The organism is Actinospineispora spinosispora DSM 44797 (assembly GCF_000429025.1).
In the GTDB taxonomy this organism is placed as follows: domain Bacteria; phylum Actinomycetota; class Actinomycetes; order Mycobacteriales; family Pseudonocardiaceae; genus Pseudonocardia; species Pseudonocardia spinosispora.
Genome location: NZ_AUBB01000067.1, coordinates 1 through 17,039 on the forward strand (window position 1 = coordinate 1; position 17,039 = coordinate 17,039).

At 71.3% G+C, this 17,039-nt stretch carries 1 protein-coding gene; it reads left to right on the forward strand.

What is annotated here, in order from left to right:
* Nucleotides 1-17,039 (forward strand): preprotein translocase subunit SecA (locus tag G406_RS49170; RefSeq protein WP_037078140.1); only part of this gene is annotated, 17,039 nt, incomplete at both ends.

Consider the following 17,039-nt stretch of genomic DNA (forward strand, 5'->3'; position numbering starts at 1 on the left):
CTTCCCAGAACCCCAAGCTGGCCAAGCAACTCGCCACCGCCAAGGGCGGCGACCTCGCCAAGCTCATCAGCCAGGCCACGAACAGCGCCACCCAGTTCACCGACAAGAACGACAAGCTGGCGAACCTGATCACCCAGGCCGGCAAGAACCCCGCGCTGCTCACCGACAAGAACGGCGAGCTCGCCACACTCATCTCGCAGACCACGGGCAACGCCATCGCGGCCGCCGGCAAGAACGGTGACCTGGCCAATCTGGTCTCGCGGATCACCGGTGACGCCACCGGCCTCGCCACTCAGCTCGCGGGTAGGCACGGTGACCTGTCGAAGCTCGTCTCCCAGGCCACCGGCGACCCGTCGGGGCTGGCGAAGAACCTGACCGGCAAGAACTCCGACCTCGCCCAGCTGATCTCGCGGGCCGAGCAGGGCGCCGGTGCACGCGTCTCCGACGCGGTGCGCTCGCGGTTGTCGAGCAAGCTCTCTCAGGCCGGACTGGCCGAGGGCCAGGGGGTCAGCGCTGGTGACGCCGAGCAGGACACGCAGCTGACGAACAGCCAGACCGCGCAGGCCCGCAAGCAGGCCGCCGCCCAGGTGCGCCAGCAGTTGGCCTCGGCCGACCAGCGGACCGAGAAGATTCTGTCCGGCGCCGTGGACCTGGCCAGCAACCTGGTCACCGAGTTCGGCGGCAAGAAGGCCGGGCAGCAGGTGCGCGGGGCGCTGTCCAAGGTCGCAGACACGGTCCGTACCGCGCTGGACACCGCGCGCCAGGCCGCCGCGAACAACGCGACGAACAACGCCGGCCTCTCCGGTATGCCTCCGCTGCAACGCAGCCAGGGCGACGGCACGAGCCTGGACAACGGCTCGGGCACTCAGCTCGCCGGCGGCAACGGCTCCGTGAAGGGCACGGCGGCGGACCAGCAGGCGAACCAGGCCGGCTGTGTCAGCGCCTCCGGGTGCGGCGACCAGCAGCAGAACATCTCGTCGAAGGAACTCACCGGGCTGGGCTCTCGCGGCCCCCCGGAGCTGCTCGACAACTCGACCAGCAACAACAGCAACGTCAGCAATGCCGGTTGGTGGGGCAGCGACAGCTCCTCGGGTGACTCGGTCGACACGACCAAGGCCACCGACGAGGTCCTCAACGGCCGGGTGAAGGTTCAGCAGGGCGCAGCGAAGCTCGCGGCGGAGAAGAAGCTCCTCGCCGCCGGGAAGCTGGACAAGAAGACGTACACCGCTCACCAGAAGACCCAGGCAGCCCTGGTCAAGAAGGTGGACGGGCAGGCGAAGGAACTGTCGCCGGACGACAACAAGCTGATCAACGACGTGGTGTCGGGTCAGCAGAAGTTGACCGCGACGCAGAAGAGCCTGGACGCACAGAAGAAGCAGGTCGCCGCCGGGAAACTGTCGAAGGCGACCTACAACAAGAACCTCGCCGCGTACCAGAAGCAGCAGGACACGGTCTACGCACAGACCGGCCAGCTCGCCGAGGCCACCGGGCACGACCAGGACGTCAACGCCAAGACCGGTAAGGGCGGTGTGGGCGCGGCCTGCGGCTCGAGCGGCGCGTTCACCTCGTGTGAGACCGCCTCGGTCGACGCCAAGACGGGTAAGCGCAGTGAGGACACCTGCGCCGGTCTGAACGGTGTCTCCGGCTGCTCCACGAACTCGGGTTCCGGCAAGAACACCGCCGCTGGAAGCTGCACCACCAAGGGCTGTGCCACCGCCGCCACCGTCGGCAAGCAGAAGGCCACCACCAAGAGCGGCCCCGGTGACAGCCTGGTCGGTGCCACCGCTGACGCGAAGAAGGCCAAGACCACCTGCCAGTCCGCGAACGGCTGCGCCGCGACCAGCACCACGCCGGGCAAGCCGGTCCCGGGCAAGAAGACCCCGGCCCAGACCGCGGACGCGAGCTGCACGAAGGACTGCGCGCTGGCCACCAGGGCGGACGCGGAGAAGGCCACCGCTGACTGCCAGTCCGCGACCGGCACGTGTGACAACCACTCCACCGGCGCCCGCGACGACTCGGTCACTCCGGCCCAGCAGAAGGCCGACGCCGCGAAGGCCGCAGCGGTCGCCAAGGACGCGCAGAAGACCGCGAAGACCGCCGCCGAGAAGAAGACGGCCGCCGCGACCGCGAAGAAGGTCGCAGCCGACATCGCCTCCAGCCGCGCCACCTCGGTCGCGCACTGTGCCGCCAAGAGCGGCGGCTGCACCACCTCGACCATGACCGGAGTCGACAACGGCTCCGACGACGAGCAGCAGAGCGACTCCGGTTCGTTCGCCGGCTGGTTCGGCTCCGACGACACCGAGCAGGCCCCGGCCCGCAAGGCTCCGTCGGACGGCCGCCCCGAGGCGAAGGCCACCGTGGGCTGCCTCGAGGGTGCGGGCACCTGCACCGGTGGTGCGTCGACCACCACGAAGGCCTCGATCACCGCGACCGTCGGTGCGAAGCGCGCGACCCGCACCACGACCGGTACCGACAAGTGCACCGTCACCTCCGGTGGCTGCACCTCCGAGTCGACCTCGCGCACCGGCATGGACGTCACCCCGGCGGTGACCACGCCGGAGAGCACCGACTGGTTCACCGGCAAGGTCACCCCCGCCAAGACCACCCCGGAGAAGGTCAGCCTGACCGCCTCCAGCGACACTCGTTCCCGGATCGACTGCGCCACCGCCGCCTGCAAGGGCACCAGCACCTCGGTCACCACCGGCTCGGCCTCCGGCGACATCAAGGGCACCCGGGCGTCCAAGGGCAACACCGCCTGCTCCGCGCACGGCGCCGGCGGGGGCTGCACCTCGGTGAGCAACACCCAGGTCTCCGACCGTGACGCCAGCAGCAACACGAACCTGCCGCCCGGGGTCAAGGCCGTGACCGGCCCGGTCGCCACGTCCCACGCCGACTCCCAGGTCAGCTGCGACGACTCCACCCAGTGCGGCGGCAAGGCCACCGCCGGCACCTCCGCGCTGGACACAGCGGTCTCCGCCAAGTGGCGCGGCACCTCCTCCAGCGCCGACTGCACCGTCAAGGGCGGCGGCTGCGAAGGCCGCTCCACCTCCGACGGCTCCTCCGCGCCGGACTTCGTCAAGGTCGACGCCAACGGCAAGCCGCTCAAGGGCCAGCCCACCAGCGGCCCGAGCAGCTCCTCCACCTCGACCGCCAGCATCGACTGCCAGAGCGCGAACTGCTCGGGCACCGTCCACACCAGCTCCTCGGCGTTCGACGGAGCGGTCAACGGCGGCAAGGCCCGCACCTCCACCGGCACGGCGTCTTGCACCGGCGCCAACGGCACCTGCCAGGTCGCGTCCAAGTCCGTCGCCTCCACCGGTTCCGGCGCCGCTCAGGACCTGGCCGGTGACAAGGCCCTGAACGCCAAGCGCCTCGTCGCCGGACCGTCGGCCGCATCCACCTCCGGCGCGGTCCTGTCCTGTGAGGGTCAGGCCACCTGCACCGGCAAGGTCACCTCCGCCGCCACCGGCACCAACCCGAGCGTCTCGGCCAACACCCGGGGTTCCCAGGGCACCGGCAGCTGCGAGGGTGTGTCGAACGGCAGCTGCCAGGCGGTCACCAACTCCGGTTCCTCCACCGGACCGGACGCCTCCAGCATCGCCCCGATCATGAAGGCCAAGTCCACGGACAACGCCACCGTCACCCAGACCCAGACCGAGACCGACGCCCAGGGCCAGGCCAAGCAGGACCAGAAGCAGGACCCGGCCAAGCAGGGCCAGGGCCAGCAGCAGCCGGCCACTCCCCCGGCCCCGACCGCCCCCGGCTCGTCCGCGGCGAACGGCGCGGCCACCGTGCCCGGCGCGTCCAGCTGGTCCAGCGCATCGGCCACGCTCGACTGCGCCGGCAACGGCGACGCCTGCACCGGAACCGCACGCAGCTCCACGAACGGCGGCGACGGCACGAACCACGTCGCGGGCGGCACCGGATCGCGCGGTCCCCCGGCCGGCGGCGCGACCTCCTCCGGCAGCTGCACCGCGGGCGACTCCGCGTGCAACGGCCAGTCCATCTCGACCAGCGGTTCCGGCCAGGTCGTCGCGGACATCATCACCGAGCAGAACACCGACACCGCCAAGCAGGCAGCCGAGCAGGCCACCCAGGCCCAGCAGGCCGCCGACAAGGCGAAGCAGACCGCTGCCGCGCCCGGCGCGACGGCCAAGGACAAGAAGGCGGCCACCGACGCGGCGAAGACCGCCGCCGCCGCGAAGAAGGCCGCGACCGCCGCCGCCAAGGCAGCCAAGGCTCCGGTCAAGAACGCCCCGGCGACCCTGGCGCAGTCCGACACCACCGCGCAGTGCGCGAGCACCGACTGCACCGCCAAGACCACCGGCGACACCTCAGGGGTCCCCGGCAAGTCACACACCGGCGCCACCTGCACCGCTGCCGCGAACGGCTGCGCCGCAGCCAGTGACGCGACCGCGATGCTGAGCCGCGACACCGGCCAGCCCACGAGCAGCAAGAAGAACGCGAAGAACGTGCCGGGTGTGGCCGGCACCGGCCAGACCAACTCGCAGATCGTCTGCCCGGAGGCAGGCTGCACCGGCACGCTCACCGGCAACGCCACGGCCGACCCGATCAAGGGCTCCGGGCCGAAGGACGCGGGCACCACCAGCACCGCGAACGGCTCCACCGCGTGCGACGGCAGCTCCGCGAAGGGCTGCGAAGCGCGGATCAGCGCCAACACCTCCCGGGTCGCCACCGCACCGGGTGTCGACAAGGCGTCGCGGTTCGCCACCACCAACGCCTCGGTCACCGCGACCTGTGACAACGGCTCGAAGGCCGGCTGCGCGACGAAGACCTCGTCGAAGACCACCGCGACCGGCGTCAAGAAGCAGACCAAGAACAGCTCGGCACGCGGCAACGCCACTGCCACCTGCTCCACGGCCGGCGGCTGCCAGTCGGGCACCAGCGGTTTCGCGGCCACCGGCGTCGTCGAGGTCACCGGTGACTGCGCCGGCACCGGCTGCCGCACCAGCACGAAGGCTGACGCCGGGGCGAAGAAGGGCAAGGCGACCAGCGTCGCCCACTCGCTCACCGCCTGCAAGGCCGGTTCGAACGGCCAGTGCGCCGGGGACAGCCGGGCGGGGGCGACCGTCGCCGGGGCCCAAGCCACCGCGGTGTGCCAGGGCAGCAAGGGCTCGACCTGCTCCTACCGCTACTCCGCGTCCAGCAAGGACAGCAGTGCCAACGCCGGTAACCAGGCGAAGGCCAACGGTGCCTGCGGTACTCGCGGCGGCGCGGGAGGCGGCTGGTGCGGCACCAACGCGGTCGCGCAGACCAACGGCAACGGCGCGATGGCCGCCGCCGGATGTTCCGGCAGCAAGGGCTCGAACTGTCGCTACAGCTACCGCGCGCACAGCGGAGCCTCGGCGCCGGGCGCGCACGGCAACGCCACCGGTTCCAAGTCCGGCAAGTTCGGCAGCGGCTGGGCCTCCACCTCCGCCACCGCCCAGAACACCGGCGGCACCCCACAGGTCTCCGCCTCCTGCTCCGGCAGCGCGGGCACACACTGCACCCGCCACTGGGACGTCACCGCGTCCGACTACGCCTCGGACCCGTCCGGTTCCTGGGCCCGCGCCTACGCACACGACTCCGGCGGCGGCAACACCATGGGCGCCAGCGGCGGCTGGGTCTACGCCCACGCCGACGCGAGCAACGGCTCGGCCAACGCCCAGGTCGGCTGCTCCAACGCCGCACACTGCTCGAAGAGCTACCACTCGCACGCCGCCGCGCGGAACACCGCGATCACCTCGGCCGACGCGGACACCCCGGAGCGGAAGTGGACCTCCACCGGCTACGCGGACTGCGGTGGCAGCGCCGGCAACGGCTGCGGCGTCGTCGCGTGGGCGAACCCGGGCCCCGGTGGTTCGGGTGGCGGGAAGTGCACGTGGGGCAACTGCGCCGGCTCCACCTCCGGTGGCACCAACACCTACGTGAACATCGGCCCCGCTCTCGGCCACCCGAAGGTCCGTGGCGGCAGGGTCGGTGACCCCGCCGACCCGAAGACGGACTCGACGAAGCAGCTCGACAAGGAGAAGAACAAGGACACCGTCAAGGTCACCAAGGACGGCAACAAGATCACCGTCGACTTCACCAAGAACGGCAAGAAGGACGGCAAGCCGTTCCAGTGCGTCGTCCCGTGCACCTCGGGCAAGAACACCCTGCCGGTCACCCGCAACGGCCAGACCGCCGACTACAACGCCAAGTCCGGCAAGGTCACCGCCGCGCAGACGCGGGAGAAGAACGGCAAGAAGATCACCGACAAGGGCGCGTCCGACAAGTCGGTCGGCCTGCGCAAGGACAACAAGGGCAACGCCGACGGCACGGTCACCGGTAACGGATACCTCTACGACGGGTACAGCCGCTCGACGATCACCTACCGCAGCAACTCCAGCCCGACCAACTCCGCGAGCTTCGCCAACAGCAGCGGCGGCCGGTTCAATGCCACGGTCCACGGCCCGGCCACGTACAAGGCCCCCAGCCCGAACAACCCCAAGAAGTTCGACGTCGTCGAGTTCAATGGAACCGGTGGCACCGTGCTCGGTCGCGGCGCGGACGGTGCTCCCGGCCGCTACACCCTGCAAGGCAAGGGCTACTTCACCTCCGCCGAGGGCGACAAGCTGACCCTCGACAAGGGCAACGCGAACATCCTGACCCGCGACGCCAAGGGTCTCGGCGGCTCGATGAGCATCTCCCGCCTCAACAGCAAGACCGTCGGGTCGGGCACCATCCGCTCCGCCGAAGGCGTCACGCTGAACTGCAACGGCTGCGACAGCGCCTCTCACACCATGCCCACCAAGAGGGGCGAGGGCGGGATCAACACCTGCGTCGTGTCCTCCGGCGGTGGCTCGTGCACCGGGACCGGCGCACCCTGGGGTGGCAAGAAGGGCGTCAAGGGCAAGTCCGACGTCCAGACGGCGACCCTGGGCAAGGGCAAGAAGGGCAGCGCCGAGTTCGTCCAGTACCTGCGCGGCACCGACGGAAGCGGCGGCGGCGCGGTCGGGTTCACCACCGGCGACGGCAAGGTCTCCGGCCGTGACGCCTACGGCCACTGGATTCAGGCCGAATCCGTCCCCGGTGGCAAGAACGGCAAGGACAAGGTCGCCGGCGGGATGAGCCTGCTGTACTCCGAGTCCGACGGCTACAACACCGGCCAGTCCTGCAGCGGCAAGTGCACGGGCTCCGCGCCCGCCGGCGACCGGCTGGACTGGGTCGACCCGACCCAGGACGTCACCAAGGCCTTCGGCAAGTACAGCGACAAGGAGGAGAAGCGCAAGCAGGGCTTCATCGGCCCGATGCCGCTGCAGGGTTCGACGTCGCTGCGCGACCGCGCCGAGGTCGTGTTCCGCTACAGCCGCGGCCAGGCGCACGACACCTGGATGAGCGAGGTCGGCAACAAGAAGATCGAGACGCTCGCCAACGACATCAACACGGCGAAGCAGAAGGCCGCGGCCAGGAAGAGCGGCAAGCTCACCCCCGCCGAGCGCGACGCGCTGGTCAAGGAGTACGACAAGCTGTCGCCCACGCTGCGCAAGCGACTCGGTGCGACCCAGGGCGCGGACAGCGACATCCTGACCGTCCTGAGCACCCGGACCGCCTCCACCGAGGACATCGAGCGCAGGCTCGCCGGCGACCCGAAGCTGGTCGCCCAGCTCAACCCGGACTACAAGTACGACCCGAAGAAGGCGCCGACGAGCAAGCAGCGTGACGTCGCCAAGAACAACATGCTCCACCAGCAAGACGTGTCCACCGGCCTGCAGGACCAGATCGACGCGCTGTCGCCGGAACGAGACGAGCTGAACAAGGAGCAGGAGGCCCTCAACAAGGCCGTCGCCAACTACAACGCCGGCAGGGGCGGCGACCCGGCCAAGTTGAAGGCCAAGCAGAAGGAACTCGACGCCAAGGCCGACAAGTTCGACAAGAAGGAGAAGCCGCTCCGCGACAAGCTCGCTCAGTCGCAGAGCGTCCTGCAGGGCTACGACCTCGCGGCCGCGAAGGCCGGCGGGGATCGTAAGTACGCCTCCGACATGGCGCTGGCTCGCAAGAACCTGGACGCGGTGACCGGGTTCGTCGACACACTGCCGAAGCCGAAGAGCAAGGCGGACGCGGCGGCCAACCAGAAGCTGCTGGACCTCAGCAACTCGGTCGCCGCCGGCTACGACGCCTCGATCCTGGCGCCGCGCAAGGCCAGCAACAAGCTGCACGACATGATGCTGCCGTCGACCGGCTCGGCCGACCTGGCGCTGGCGATGCGCGCCGCCAACGGCTGGGACTACATGAACCGGCTGCGCAAGGCGGACAACAGCCCGTTCGTCAACAAGGACGGCTCGCAGATCAGCAACGACGCGCTGTCCAACATCGCCGCCATGTGGAGCCCGGGCGGGGACAAGATGTCGCCGAGGGACATCGCGCGCCTCGGCAGCACCCCGCAGACCGCGCCGGACGCGATCAGCCTGGTCGCCGGCGCGCCGGGCACAAAGGGCCGCGATGCGGCGATCAAGAACTTCTTCCAGCGGATCAACCAGACCAACGGTGAGGCCGGCAGCTACGACGCACTGCGCTCCTCGCTCCCGAAGGGCCAGCAGAAGGAGCTCGACAAGTTCCTCGACAAGCAAGACCCGAAGGGCGTCGTCGGGTTCTTCAGGTTCGTGGCGGAGGGCGCGGGCTGGATCGGCTACAAGGCCGACAAGGTCTACAACCAGATCGCCGGGTACGGCACGGACAACGTGCTGCGCAACGCCGGGCGTGACCTGGTCGGCGTCGGCACCGGGCTGTTCACCTTCCCGGAGGCCCTGGCCTCCGGAGCCTTCATGGAGGGCTACAACACGACCCAGGAGCTGATGGGCGACGCACCGGGCCGGTTGGACGGGCAGAGCAAGGACGACTACGGCGTCCAGCAGCACCCGCTCGCCATCGGCATGGTCGGCCTTCCCACCCACCGGGGTTGGAGCGCATTGCTCGGCGGCGACATCGGCAGCGCCATGCACGACCGCCCGCTCGGCACCATCCTGGACATCGGAACCCCGGCGCTCGTGGTCCTCGGCCCGGTGCACGGTGGGCTCAAGGGCGCGGCCGCCCGCGCCGGCGCGGAGGCCGAGATGCTGCGCAGCGCGGCGGGGCGCCCCGGCGTCACCTCCTTGGAGAGGACCTCGCTGCTCGAACGCGCCGACAGCCGGGGGCTGACCGCTTCGCGCTTCGGCACCACCGCACAGATCGTCGGCGCGCCGGTCCGGGTCGCGGCCGCGCCGTTCACCGCGCTGGGCCTGCCGGTCCGCGCCGGTGCTGCCGGGGTGCGTGCGCTCGCGGTACCCGGGGCGCGGCTGGCCAGAGCCGGCGCGGAGTCGACCGGGTTCCGAGCGGTCGCGCACGACATCCAGGGCAACGCGTACTCGGCGTGGGCGTGGCGCAAGACCAGCAACGGGCTGGAGCGCTCGGCGCAGGGGCTGGCCAGGACCGCCGAGTCGGCGCGGTTGATCTCCCGCTACGGCATCGCGGCCGGCACCGGTGTCCAGGGGGCCTACAACCGGATCGGCGAGAAGCCGTGGGCGACGAAGACCACCCTGGACGACGCCGTGTCGGCGAGGGCGGCGAAGCTCGCCGACGCCCCCGGTGGCCGCTTCAGCAGGCCCGGCCTCGGCGACCCGGTTCGCGCCGCGCGCAACGACGCGCTCTCCGCCGCGCGGGACACGGTGAACGCCCAGCGCGCCGCGACGGCCGCCGCCTCCTTCGCCAAGCAGGCCGACAAGGCCGGCCGGGCGGCGGAGATGGCCTCGGTCAAGGCGAGCCGCGCCCGCGACGAGGCGGCCGCAACCGCCGCCGAGGCGCGCACCGCGCGCGACACCGCCAAGGTCGCCGAGAACAAGGCCGCGCAGGCCGAGCGGCTCGCCGGCAACGCGCAGCGTAACGCCGACCGCGCGGCTGCCGAGGCCGCGAAGAACCCGACGGTGTTCACCACCGCCGCGGCTCGCGGCGCCGCCGCCACCGCCAAGGCCGCCGCCGACGCCGCCACCGCGAAGCGCGGCACCGCCACCCAGCTCAGGACCGCGGCCGAGCAGGCACAGCGCAACGCCGACGCGGCGGCCGGCAAGGCCGCCGACGCCGGGACCCTCGAGGCCGAGGCAGCCAGGAAGGCGGACGACGCGGGCAAGCTCGCCGGGACCGTCGCCGAGCAGGCCGCGCGGCTGAGCGTGGTCGCCGCTGCCGCCGGACGCAACCCGACCTCGAACGCCGACGCCCCCGCCGAGGTCCCACTGCTGGAGCGCATCCAGACCGCGATCGCCGACGGCGGCAACCAGCCGATCGCCGTGGCGGAGCTGGCGCGTCAGCTCGGCGTCACCAAGAACCAGATCCGGGCCGCGATCACGGACGCCACGACCGCCGGTGCGGAGGCCAGGGCCGGGTCCGGCGACGCGCCGACGCTACGCATCACCGGCGGCGGCAAGCGAGGTCGCGACGGCCGGGCCCCACAGGTCGTGGAACCGGTCGGGAAGACCGGACACGGCACTCCCGATCCGGGTGTTCCCGGCAAGGGCGGTCCGCTCGCACCGGGCGACGCGACCCTGCCCCCGGGATCGCGGGCCAGCGGCGGGCGAGGCGACACACCGGCCACCGGCGGAACCGGGGACAAGGACGGCACGGGTGCCGGCCCGGATCCGGGCAGGCCCACGGGCAAGTCCGGGCGAGGACCCTCCGGTTCGAAGGTCGGACCGCGCAAGCACAGCGGCAAGACCCACAGCGGGGACCCACCGAGTCTCAAGGAGCTCACATCCACACCTGCGAGCAAGCAGGAACTGAAGGCACAGTTCAAGGACACCGGTAAGAAGATCGCGGCTGCCAAGCAGGCGGTCGGCGATGCCAAGCGGAAGCTGGCCGATGCGAAGAACGCTCACCAGGAGCGACTGCGGAGGCTGCAACGCGAGCTCGAGTCGACGACGGACATCCGTCGCCGTAAGGAACTACTCGACGCCCGGTCCATGCCGGACGCCGCGGCCAAGGAGGCAGAGCATGCGGTAGACAAGGCGACCGCCAACCTGGACGGGGCGATCCACCAGCTGGCCACGCAGCGCAAGCTCGGCCGGTTCCGCTCTGATCTGTACACGTTCAAGCAGGTGTGGAAGGACCACGCGAAGGACCCGAGCGTCCTGCGCGCACGCCGCGAGAACAAGGAACAACTCAGCACTCACGAGTACTTCGCGTTGGTCGCCGAAGAGATTCGGCTGCACGAACGCAAGCTTGTGCACGACGAGCAGGTCGTCGGCGCGCTCATCGCCCACCGAGGCGGTCGCCGCCTCGGCGTGATCGTCGAGATGGGCACCGGACAGGGCAAGACCTTCACCGGAATGCTGGTCGCGTTCACCCGCGCGATGGAGTTCCGGCTCAAGGAGCCCGGCGAGCGCGGTGTTCACGTGATGACCAGCAACAGTGAGCTGGCCGCTCGCGACGCCGCCGGATACCGGGCCATCGCCCGGGGGCTCGACCTCACCGTGGGTCTGCGCCGCGACCAGGGCGCCGCGCTGGCCGCCCGCAGGCGGGCCTACGAAGCGGACGTCACGCTCGGTTCGGCAGCGGGCTTCGTCTTCGACTGGTTGACCGACCAGCGAGGAAACGGACGTCCGGTTCAGGGCGGACACGGCTTCGCGCTGGTCGACGAGGCCGACATGGTCATGCTCGACTGGGGCGCCAGCCCGTACATCCTCGCCGAGCCCGCCGCCGCGGCCGCGCGGCACCGCGAGGTCATGTGGGCCAAGGACACCGCCAGGACGCTGCGCAAGAACGAGTTCAGCACCGGCCGGTCGGGTGTACGGATCGGCAAGGCCCAGGCCCGACGGATCTCCGAGCGCCTCGGCGCCGAGCTCTCCGACCAGCAGGTGTCCGACCTGGTCAACGCCAAGCGCGCGGTCGGCAAGCGGATCGGCATCGACTACAAGATCGCCAACCGGTCCTCCGTCCAGATCCTGGACAACCCGAACGGCCGGGCCCGGGTCGGCCAACGCTGGAGCCAGGGGCTGCACGAGGCCGTGGAGGCCAAGCACGGGCTGCCCGTCGGGAAGAGCCAGAGCTCCATCGCCCGCACCACCATGGCCGGCTACCTGCACAACTACGCCGACACCGCGGGCCTGACCGGTACCGCGACGTACGGCAGGGCGCCGAAGCTGTTCCGCGACGTGTACGGCCTGGACGTCAAGACGGTCCCCTCGCACACGGTCAGCAAGCTGACGACGCGTGACCGTGTCATCTACGTGAACCGCGACAAGCAGCTCGCGGCGCTGGTCAACGAGGTCGTGACACGTAAGGGCAGCGCCGCGCCGGAGCTGCTGATCTTCCGTACCCCCGCCGAGGTCGAGCGGTTCGCCGCAATGCTGCGCGAGCGTGGCGTGCACCCGCAGGTCCTCAACGCGCTCGACCACCGGATGACCTACGAGGACGCGGTGGTCGCCGCCGCCGGCCGTCCGCACGCGGTCACCGTCGCCTCCAACATCATCGGCCGAGGCACCGACATCTCCCTCGGCGGTCGGGGCGCGGGCCGGGTGGTGGATCCGGCAGCGCGGCGAGCGGTGGTCGAGGCCGGTGGTCTGCGGGTCACCCTGGCCAGCCTGTTCGAGTCGCGCCGCGCCACCTGGCAGGCCTTCGGCCGGGCCGGTCGCCAGAAGGACCCGGGTGAAGCGGGCGAGAACATCTCGATGAACGACCCGATCCTGCGCCGTTATGCCAGCCCGAGGGCGCTCGCCCAGCTCGAGAAGCAGGCCGACCGGAACGGCGTGGTCTCCGGCCGCCAAGCGAACAAGATCGTCGACAGAGCCGTGCGCGCGGCGGAGAAGGCCGACGCCCGCCAACTCGAGGCCGTCACCAAGGGCAAGATCCCCGCTGAGACCGAGATCGTGCGGACCGTCGAGGGCACCCCCCGGACCGAGCCGGCCGGAACAGTCCGGGGCTCGATCGGAACCCGGGGCCGCGCCGAGGGACCGACCGTCACCGAGCTCGTGCGCACCCGCGCCGAGCGCGCCGCGTGGCAGGTGACGGCGCTGGGCTTCCAGCTGCAGAGCGCCCGCACCGCGGTCGCCGCGCAGGAGAAGCGGTACGCCCTGGGTGTGCGGCCAGGCCCACTGTTCGAGGCGTGCGCCCACCTGTGCCGGGTCGAGGCCCAGATGTCCGACGCCTTGGCCGAGTACCAGGGCCTGAGCACGACCGGCCTGACCGTGCCGACCACCGACGGTTTCCGGCGCACCGCCGGCGAGCTCGCCGGGGTGACCCCGGACCTGGTCGGGCGCGCCAGGGCGCAGGCCGAGGCCGGTGACTACCGAGGCGCCGTGGCGACCTTGACCGGGCTGATGCACGGCATCACCCTCCTCGAGCAGCTCGGCGGGCCGCACTCGAACGCCGCCGTCTGGGCACACACCGCGGCGGGGCAGGCCTCCACCGTCCTCGACCGTCTCGTCGCCATGGGGCGCTCCCCCCGCTACCACGTCTCCCCCGAGCGCACCGAGCTGGACCACACCCTCGCCCGGTTGGAAGGCCTGGTCGCGGGGCTGTCCGACGCGGTGGCCCACGCGCTCACCGCCCAGGTCGGCGAGGACGCCGCCGCACAGCTGGAGCGCCTGCACGAGGCCGACCTGCCCGCCGAGGTGGTCAGCGACCTCTACGACCTGGCGCTGAACGGCAAGCTCGACGCCGAGCAGCTGCGCAAGCTGCTCACCGTCGGCCACTGGTCGAAGCCTGCGCGGGCCGCCGGAGCGATCGGTGACTTCGCCGCGAAGCACGGCCTGACCTGGTCCAAGGGCACCAAGCGGACGCTGCGCGCCGCGCTGCGTGGGGTGACCCCCCGCCCCGTCGCCCCGGCGCCGGCCGCCGCGGGCACCGCCCCCGAGAGCCAGGTGTTCTATCTCGGTACCACCGAGACCGGTGACATCATCGTGGCGAACGAGACCGAGCGGGCCGCGCCGCCGTTGGCCGAGCGCACCGACGTCAGCTGGTCGACCGTGACCATGACCCTGCCGCCGGTCGCCGGGCCGGGCACCGGCCGCGATGGCGGCCCCGGCCCCTCCGGCGGCGCGGCCGACCATCCGGGCCACGGAGCCGGCGGCCCGGCGGGCTCGTCGGCCGGCCACCCGGACACGGCAGGGCACGCACCCGCCGCGGATCGCCACGACGCACAGCCGAGAGGCCCGCCGTCGAGGGCCGGCCATTCCTTCACCCGGCCGCTGACCCGTTCGTTGGCGGTCATCGGAGCGCTGCTCGGCACCGTGATGATGGTCGTCACCCTGCTGGCCGGCAATCCCGCGCACGCCTCCGACCCGGCCGGCGGCCCGCTGCCCTCGACGATGGTCGTGGAGCGCAACGACAACCCGTCGATGCTGGCGCGCGCGCTGAACACCCCGCTCGACGAGCTGGCGAAGGCGAACACGCCGAAGCTGTACTCGCCGAAGACCGGCTGGAAGATCCTCTACCGGGGCCAGACCGTGCACATCCCGGCCGGCGCCGTGTGGACACAGCCGAAGGGCGAGCCGCTGTCGGTGACCGCCGACCGCTTCGGGGTGGACGGTGGTTGGCGCGCGCTGGCCAAGGCCAACCAGGACAAGCTGATCGACGGCGACCCGAACCGGATCCCCGCCGGCGTGACCCTCGACGTCCCGGTCAAGCGGGCCGACGAGCACAAGCCGGGCACCGGCACGCACCACCGGCCCGGTGACAAGCCCTCGCCGTCCGCGACACCGTCCACCTCGGCGAAGCCGAACCCGTCCTCGACCGACACCGGACACGGCAAGGGTGACGCGCACGGCGGCCCGCCGTGGACCGGTCTGGCGGTCGGCGCCGGGATGCTGGCCGCCGGTGTGCTCGCGATGCGTACCTACCTGAACGGTCGTGGCGGCTCGTCCGGTCGCCACGCCGCCGGTGGTCTCGCCGCCATACCTTCCGGCGGCCCGATCACCGGCCCGAGGACCCGCTCCGGCGGGCTCGTCCTCAGCCGGACGGAACGGGCCATCCGTCCGCTCGCGGTCACCGTCATGACCCTGGCCGTCGCGGGGGCCGCCGCCATCGGGTTCGGGCCCGGGCAGCCGTCGGCCATGGCTCTCGCCGTCGCCGCGACGGTGTCGGCGGTCGCGGTGCTCTTCGGACTCCACGCGCTGCGCGTCGCCGGTGACCTGGCGCACCCCGGGGCGTGGGCGAAGAGCGTCTCGAAGCTGCGAGGCTGGCTGACCGGTCGCGGCGCCGCCCTGGCCGGGCTGTGGACGTCACTGCGGTCCCGGCTCTCGCCGTCGATGTCGATCACGGTGCTCGCGGTCGGCGCGGCGGCGACGTTGGTGGCCTGGGCGGGACCGCCGCTGTGGACGCTGCTCGTTCCGCTGGGCAGCGTGTTCGCCATGGCGGTGCGCGCCGACGCCAGCCTCATGCTGGAGTTCCTCGGCAAGCGGCTCGAGGTGCAGCCCCGCATGCGGGTCGCACTGGTCGCCGTGTTCACCGGCACCCTCGTGGTGAGCCTCAACGTGAACACCCCGGCCGCGTGGACACCGAGCGACCCGAACTTCTGGAACTCGCTGATGTTCATGGCCTCGCACATCGGGTTCATCTGGGGGCAGAAGATCTGGCGGGTCGCCTCCGCCGACCGGGACGCGGTCGACGTCCACCGCAACAGCGCGGCCCGGCGGTGGACCCGGTTCGCCGCGCTCGCCCTGTTCGACGCCGGGCACTGGGTCTGGGCGGGTCTGCTCATCCTGCAGAACCCGTTCACGCCGATGCTGAATGCCGCCGGTCCGGCCGGGCTGAACCTGGTACTGCCGGTGGTGAATGTCGCGCTGGTCGTCTCGATGGCCTCCAGCATCGGCTGGCAGGCCTTCCACTCCTTCAGGAAGGAGATCCGCAGGCTGCCGGACTACTCGACGCCCGCTCCGAAGAGGACCGAGCTGTTCGACAACGGCGCGATGTTCCTCTACGCCTCGAGCGCGCTGTGGCTCGCCAGTCCGCTGGCGTTCGCCGTCGGGATGCCGATCATCCTGGCGGCCACCGCGGTCGTCATCACGATGATCCTGCGCGGCACCCCGCCTTCCATCCCGGCCTCGGCCGGCCCGGCCGCGCCGCGCGCCCCGCCGGGTGCTTCCGCGTCGCCGATGACTCCGGCATCGGGCACCCCGAGCAGCGGCCGGATCGTGCGGGCAGCGAAGTGGCTGATCAGCCCGATCGGCCGCTCGTCGATCGCCACCGTCATCGGGCTCACGCTCAGCTACCTGCTGGTGCAGCGGTTCCCGATGCCGGCGTGGGCCGGCATGGTCGCCTTCCCGCTGCGCTGGGTCACGAACTGGCTCCCGGCCAGCCCGTACTTCGCCACGAGCCACCTGTTCGCCGACCGCGCGGACGGCTCGAAGTCCATGCCCGCGCGGATCGTCAACACCCTGCGGCCGATCACCCAGCTGGTCAACATTCACCTGTTGGTCCTCGGCATGCTGCCGCTCGCGTTCTGGAGCATCGACTACCAGGTCAACCACATGTTCGTCATCGCGAACGCCGGTTTCGCCATCCCCGGCATCGTGGGCGCGATCGCGTTCTGGCACGGCCGCAAGAACCCGACCGAAACGGTCCGACAGAAGCCGTCCAAGACCGATCCGAGCAAGCTGGTCGATGCGAAGAACCGGTGGAAGCAGGTCGTCCGCTGGCTGAACAACATCGCCTACGCCGCCGTGCTGGCGTCCATCCCGCTGATGGCCATCCAGCTCACCGAACCGAACTACCACCTGGAACCGACCCAGTTCCTGCTGATCTGGAGCACCTACCTCGCCTGGACCGGCGAGTCGGTCTTCGCCATGTGGCACGACTACAAGACCTGGCAGGCCGAACGCAAGAAGGCGGCCGCGCACAAGGCTCCCCAGGCTCAGGCGCTGTTCTGGACCTTGGCCTCGGCGCTGTCGCTCGGCACCTACGGCGTCGTCTACCTGCTGAACAACACCCCGGTGCTGACCGTGCTCAGCTCTACGATCGCCGTCACGTTCGCGGGGCTGGCCTGGTTGATCAACCGCAAGGCACCCGCTGCCAAGCGCGTCACCATCCGCTCG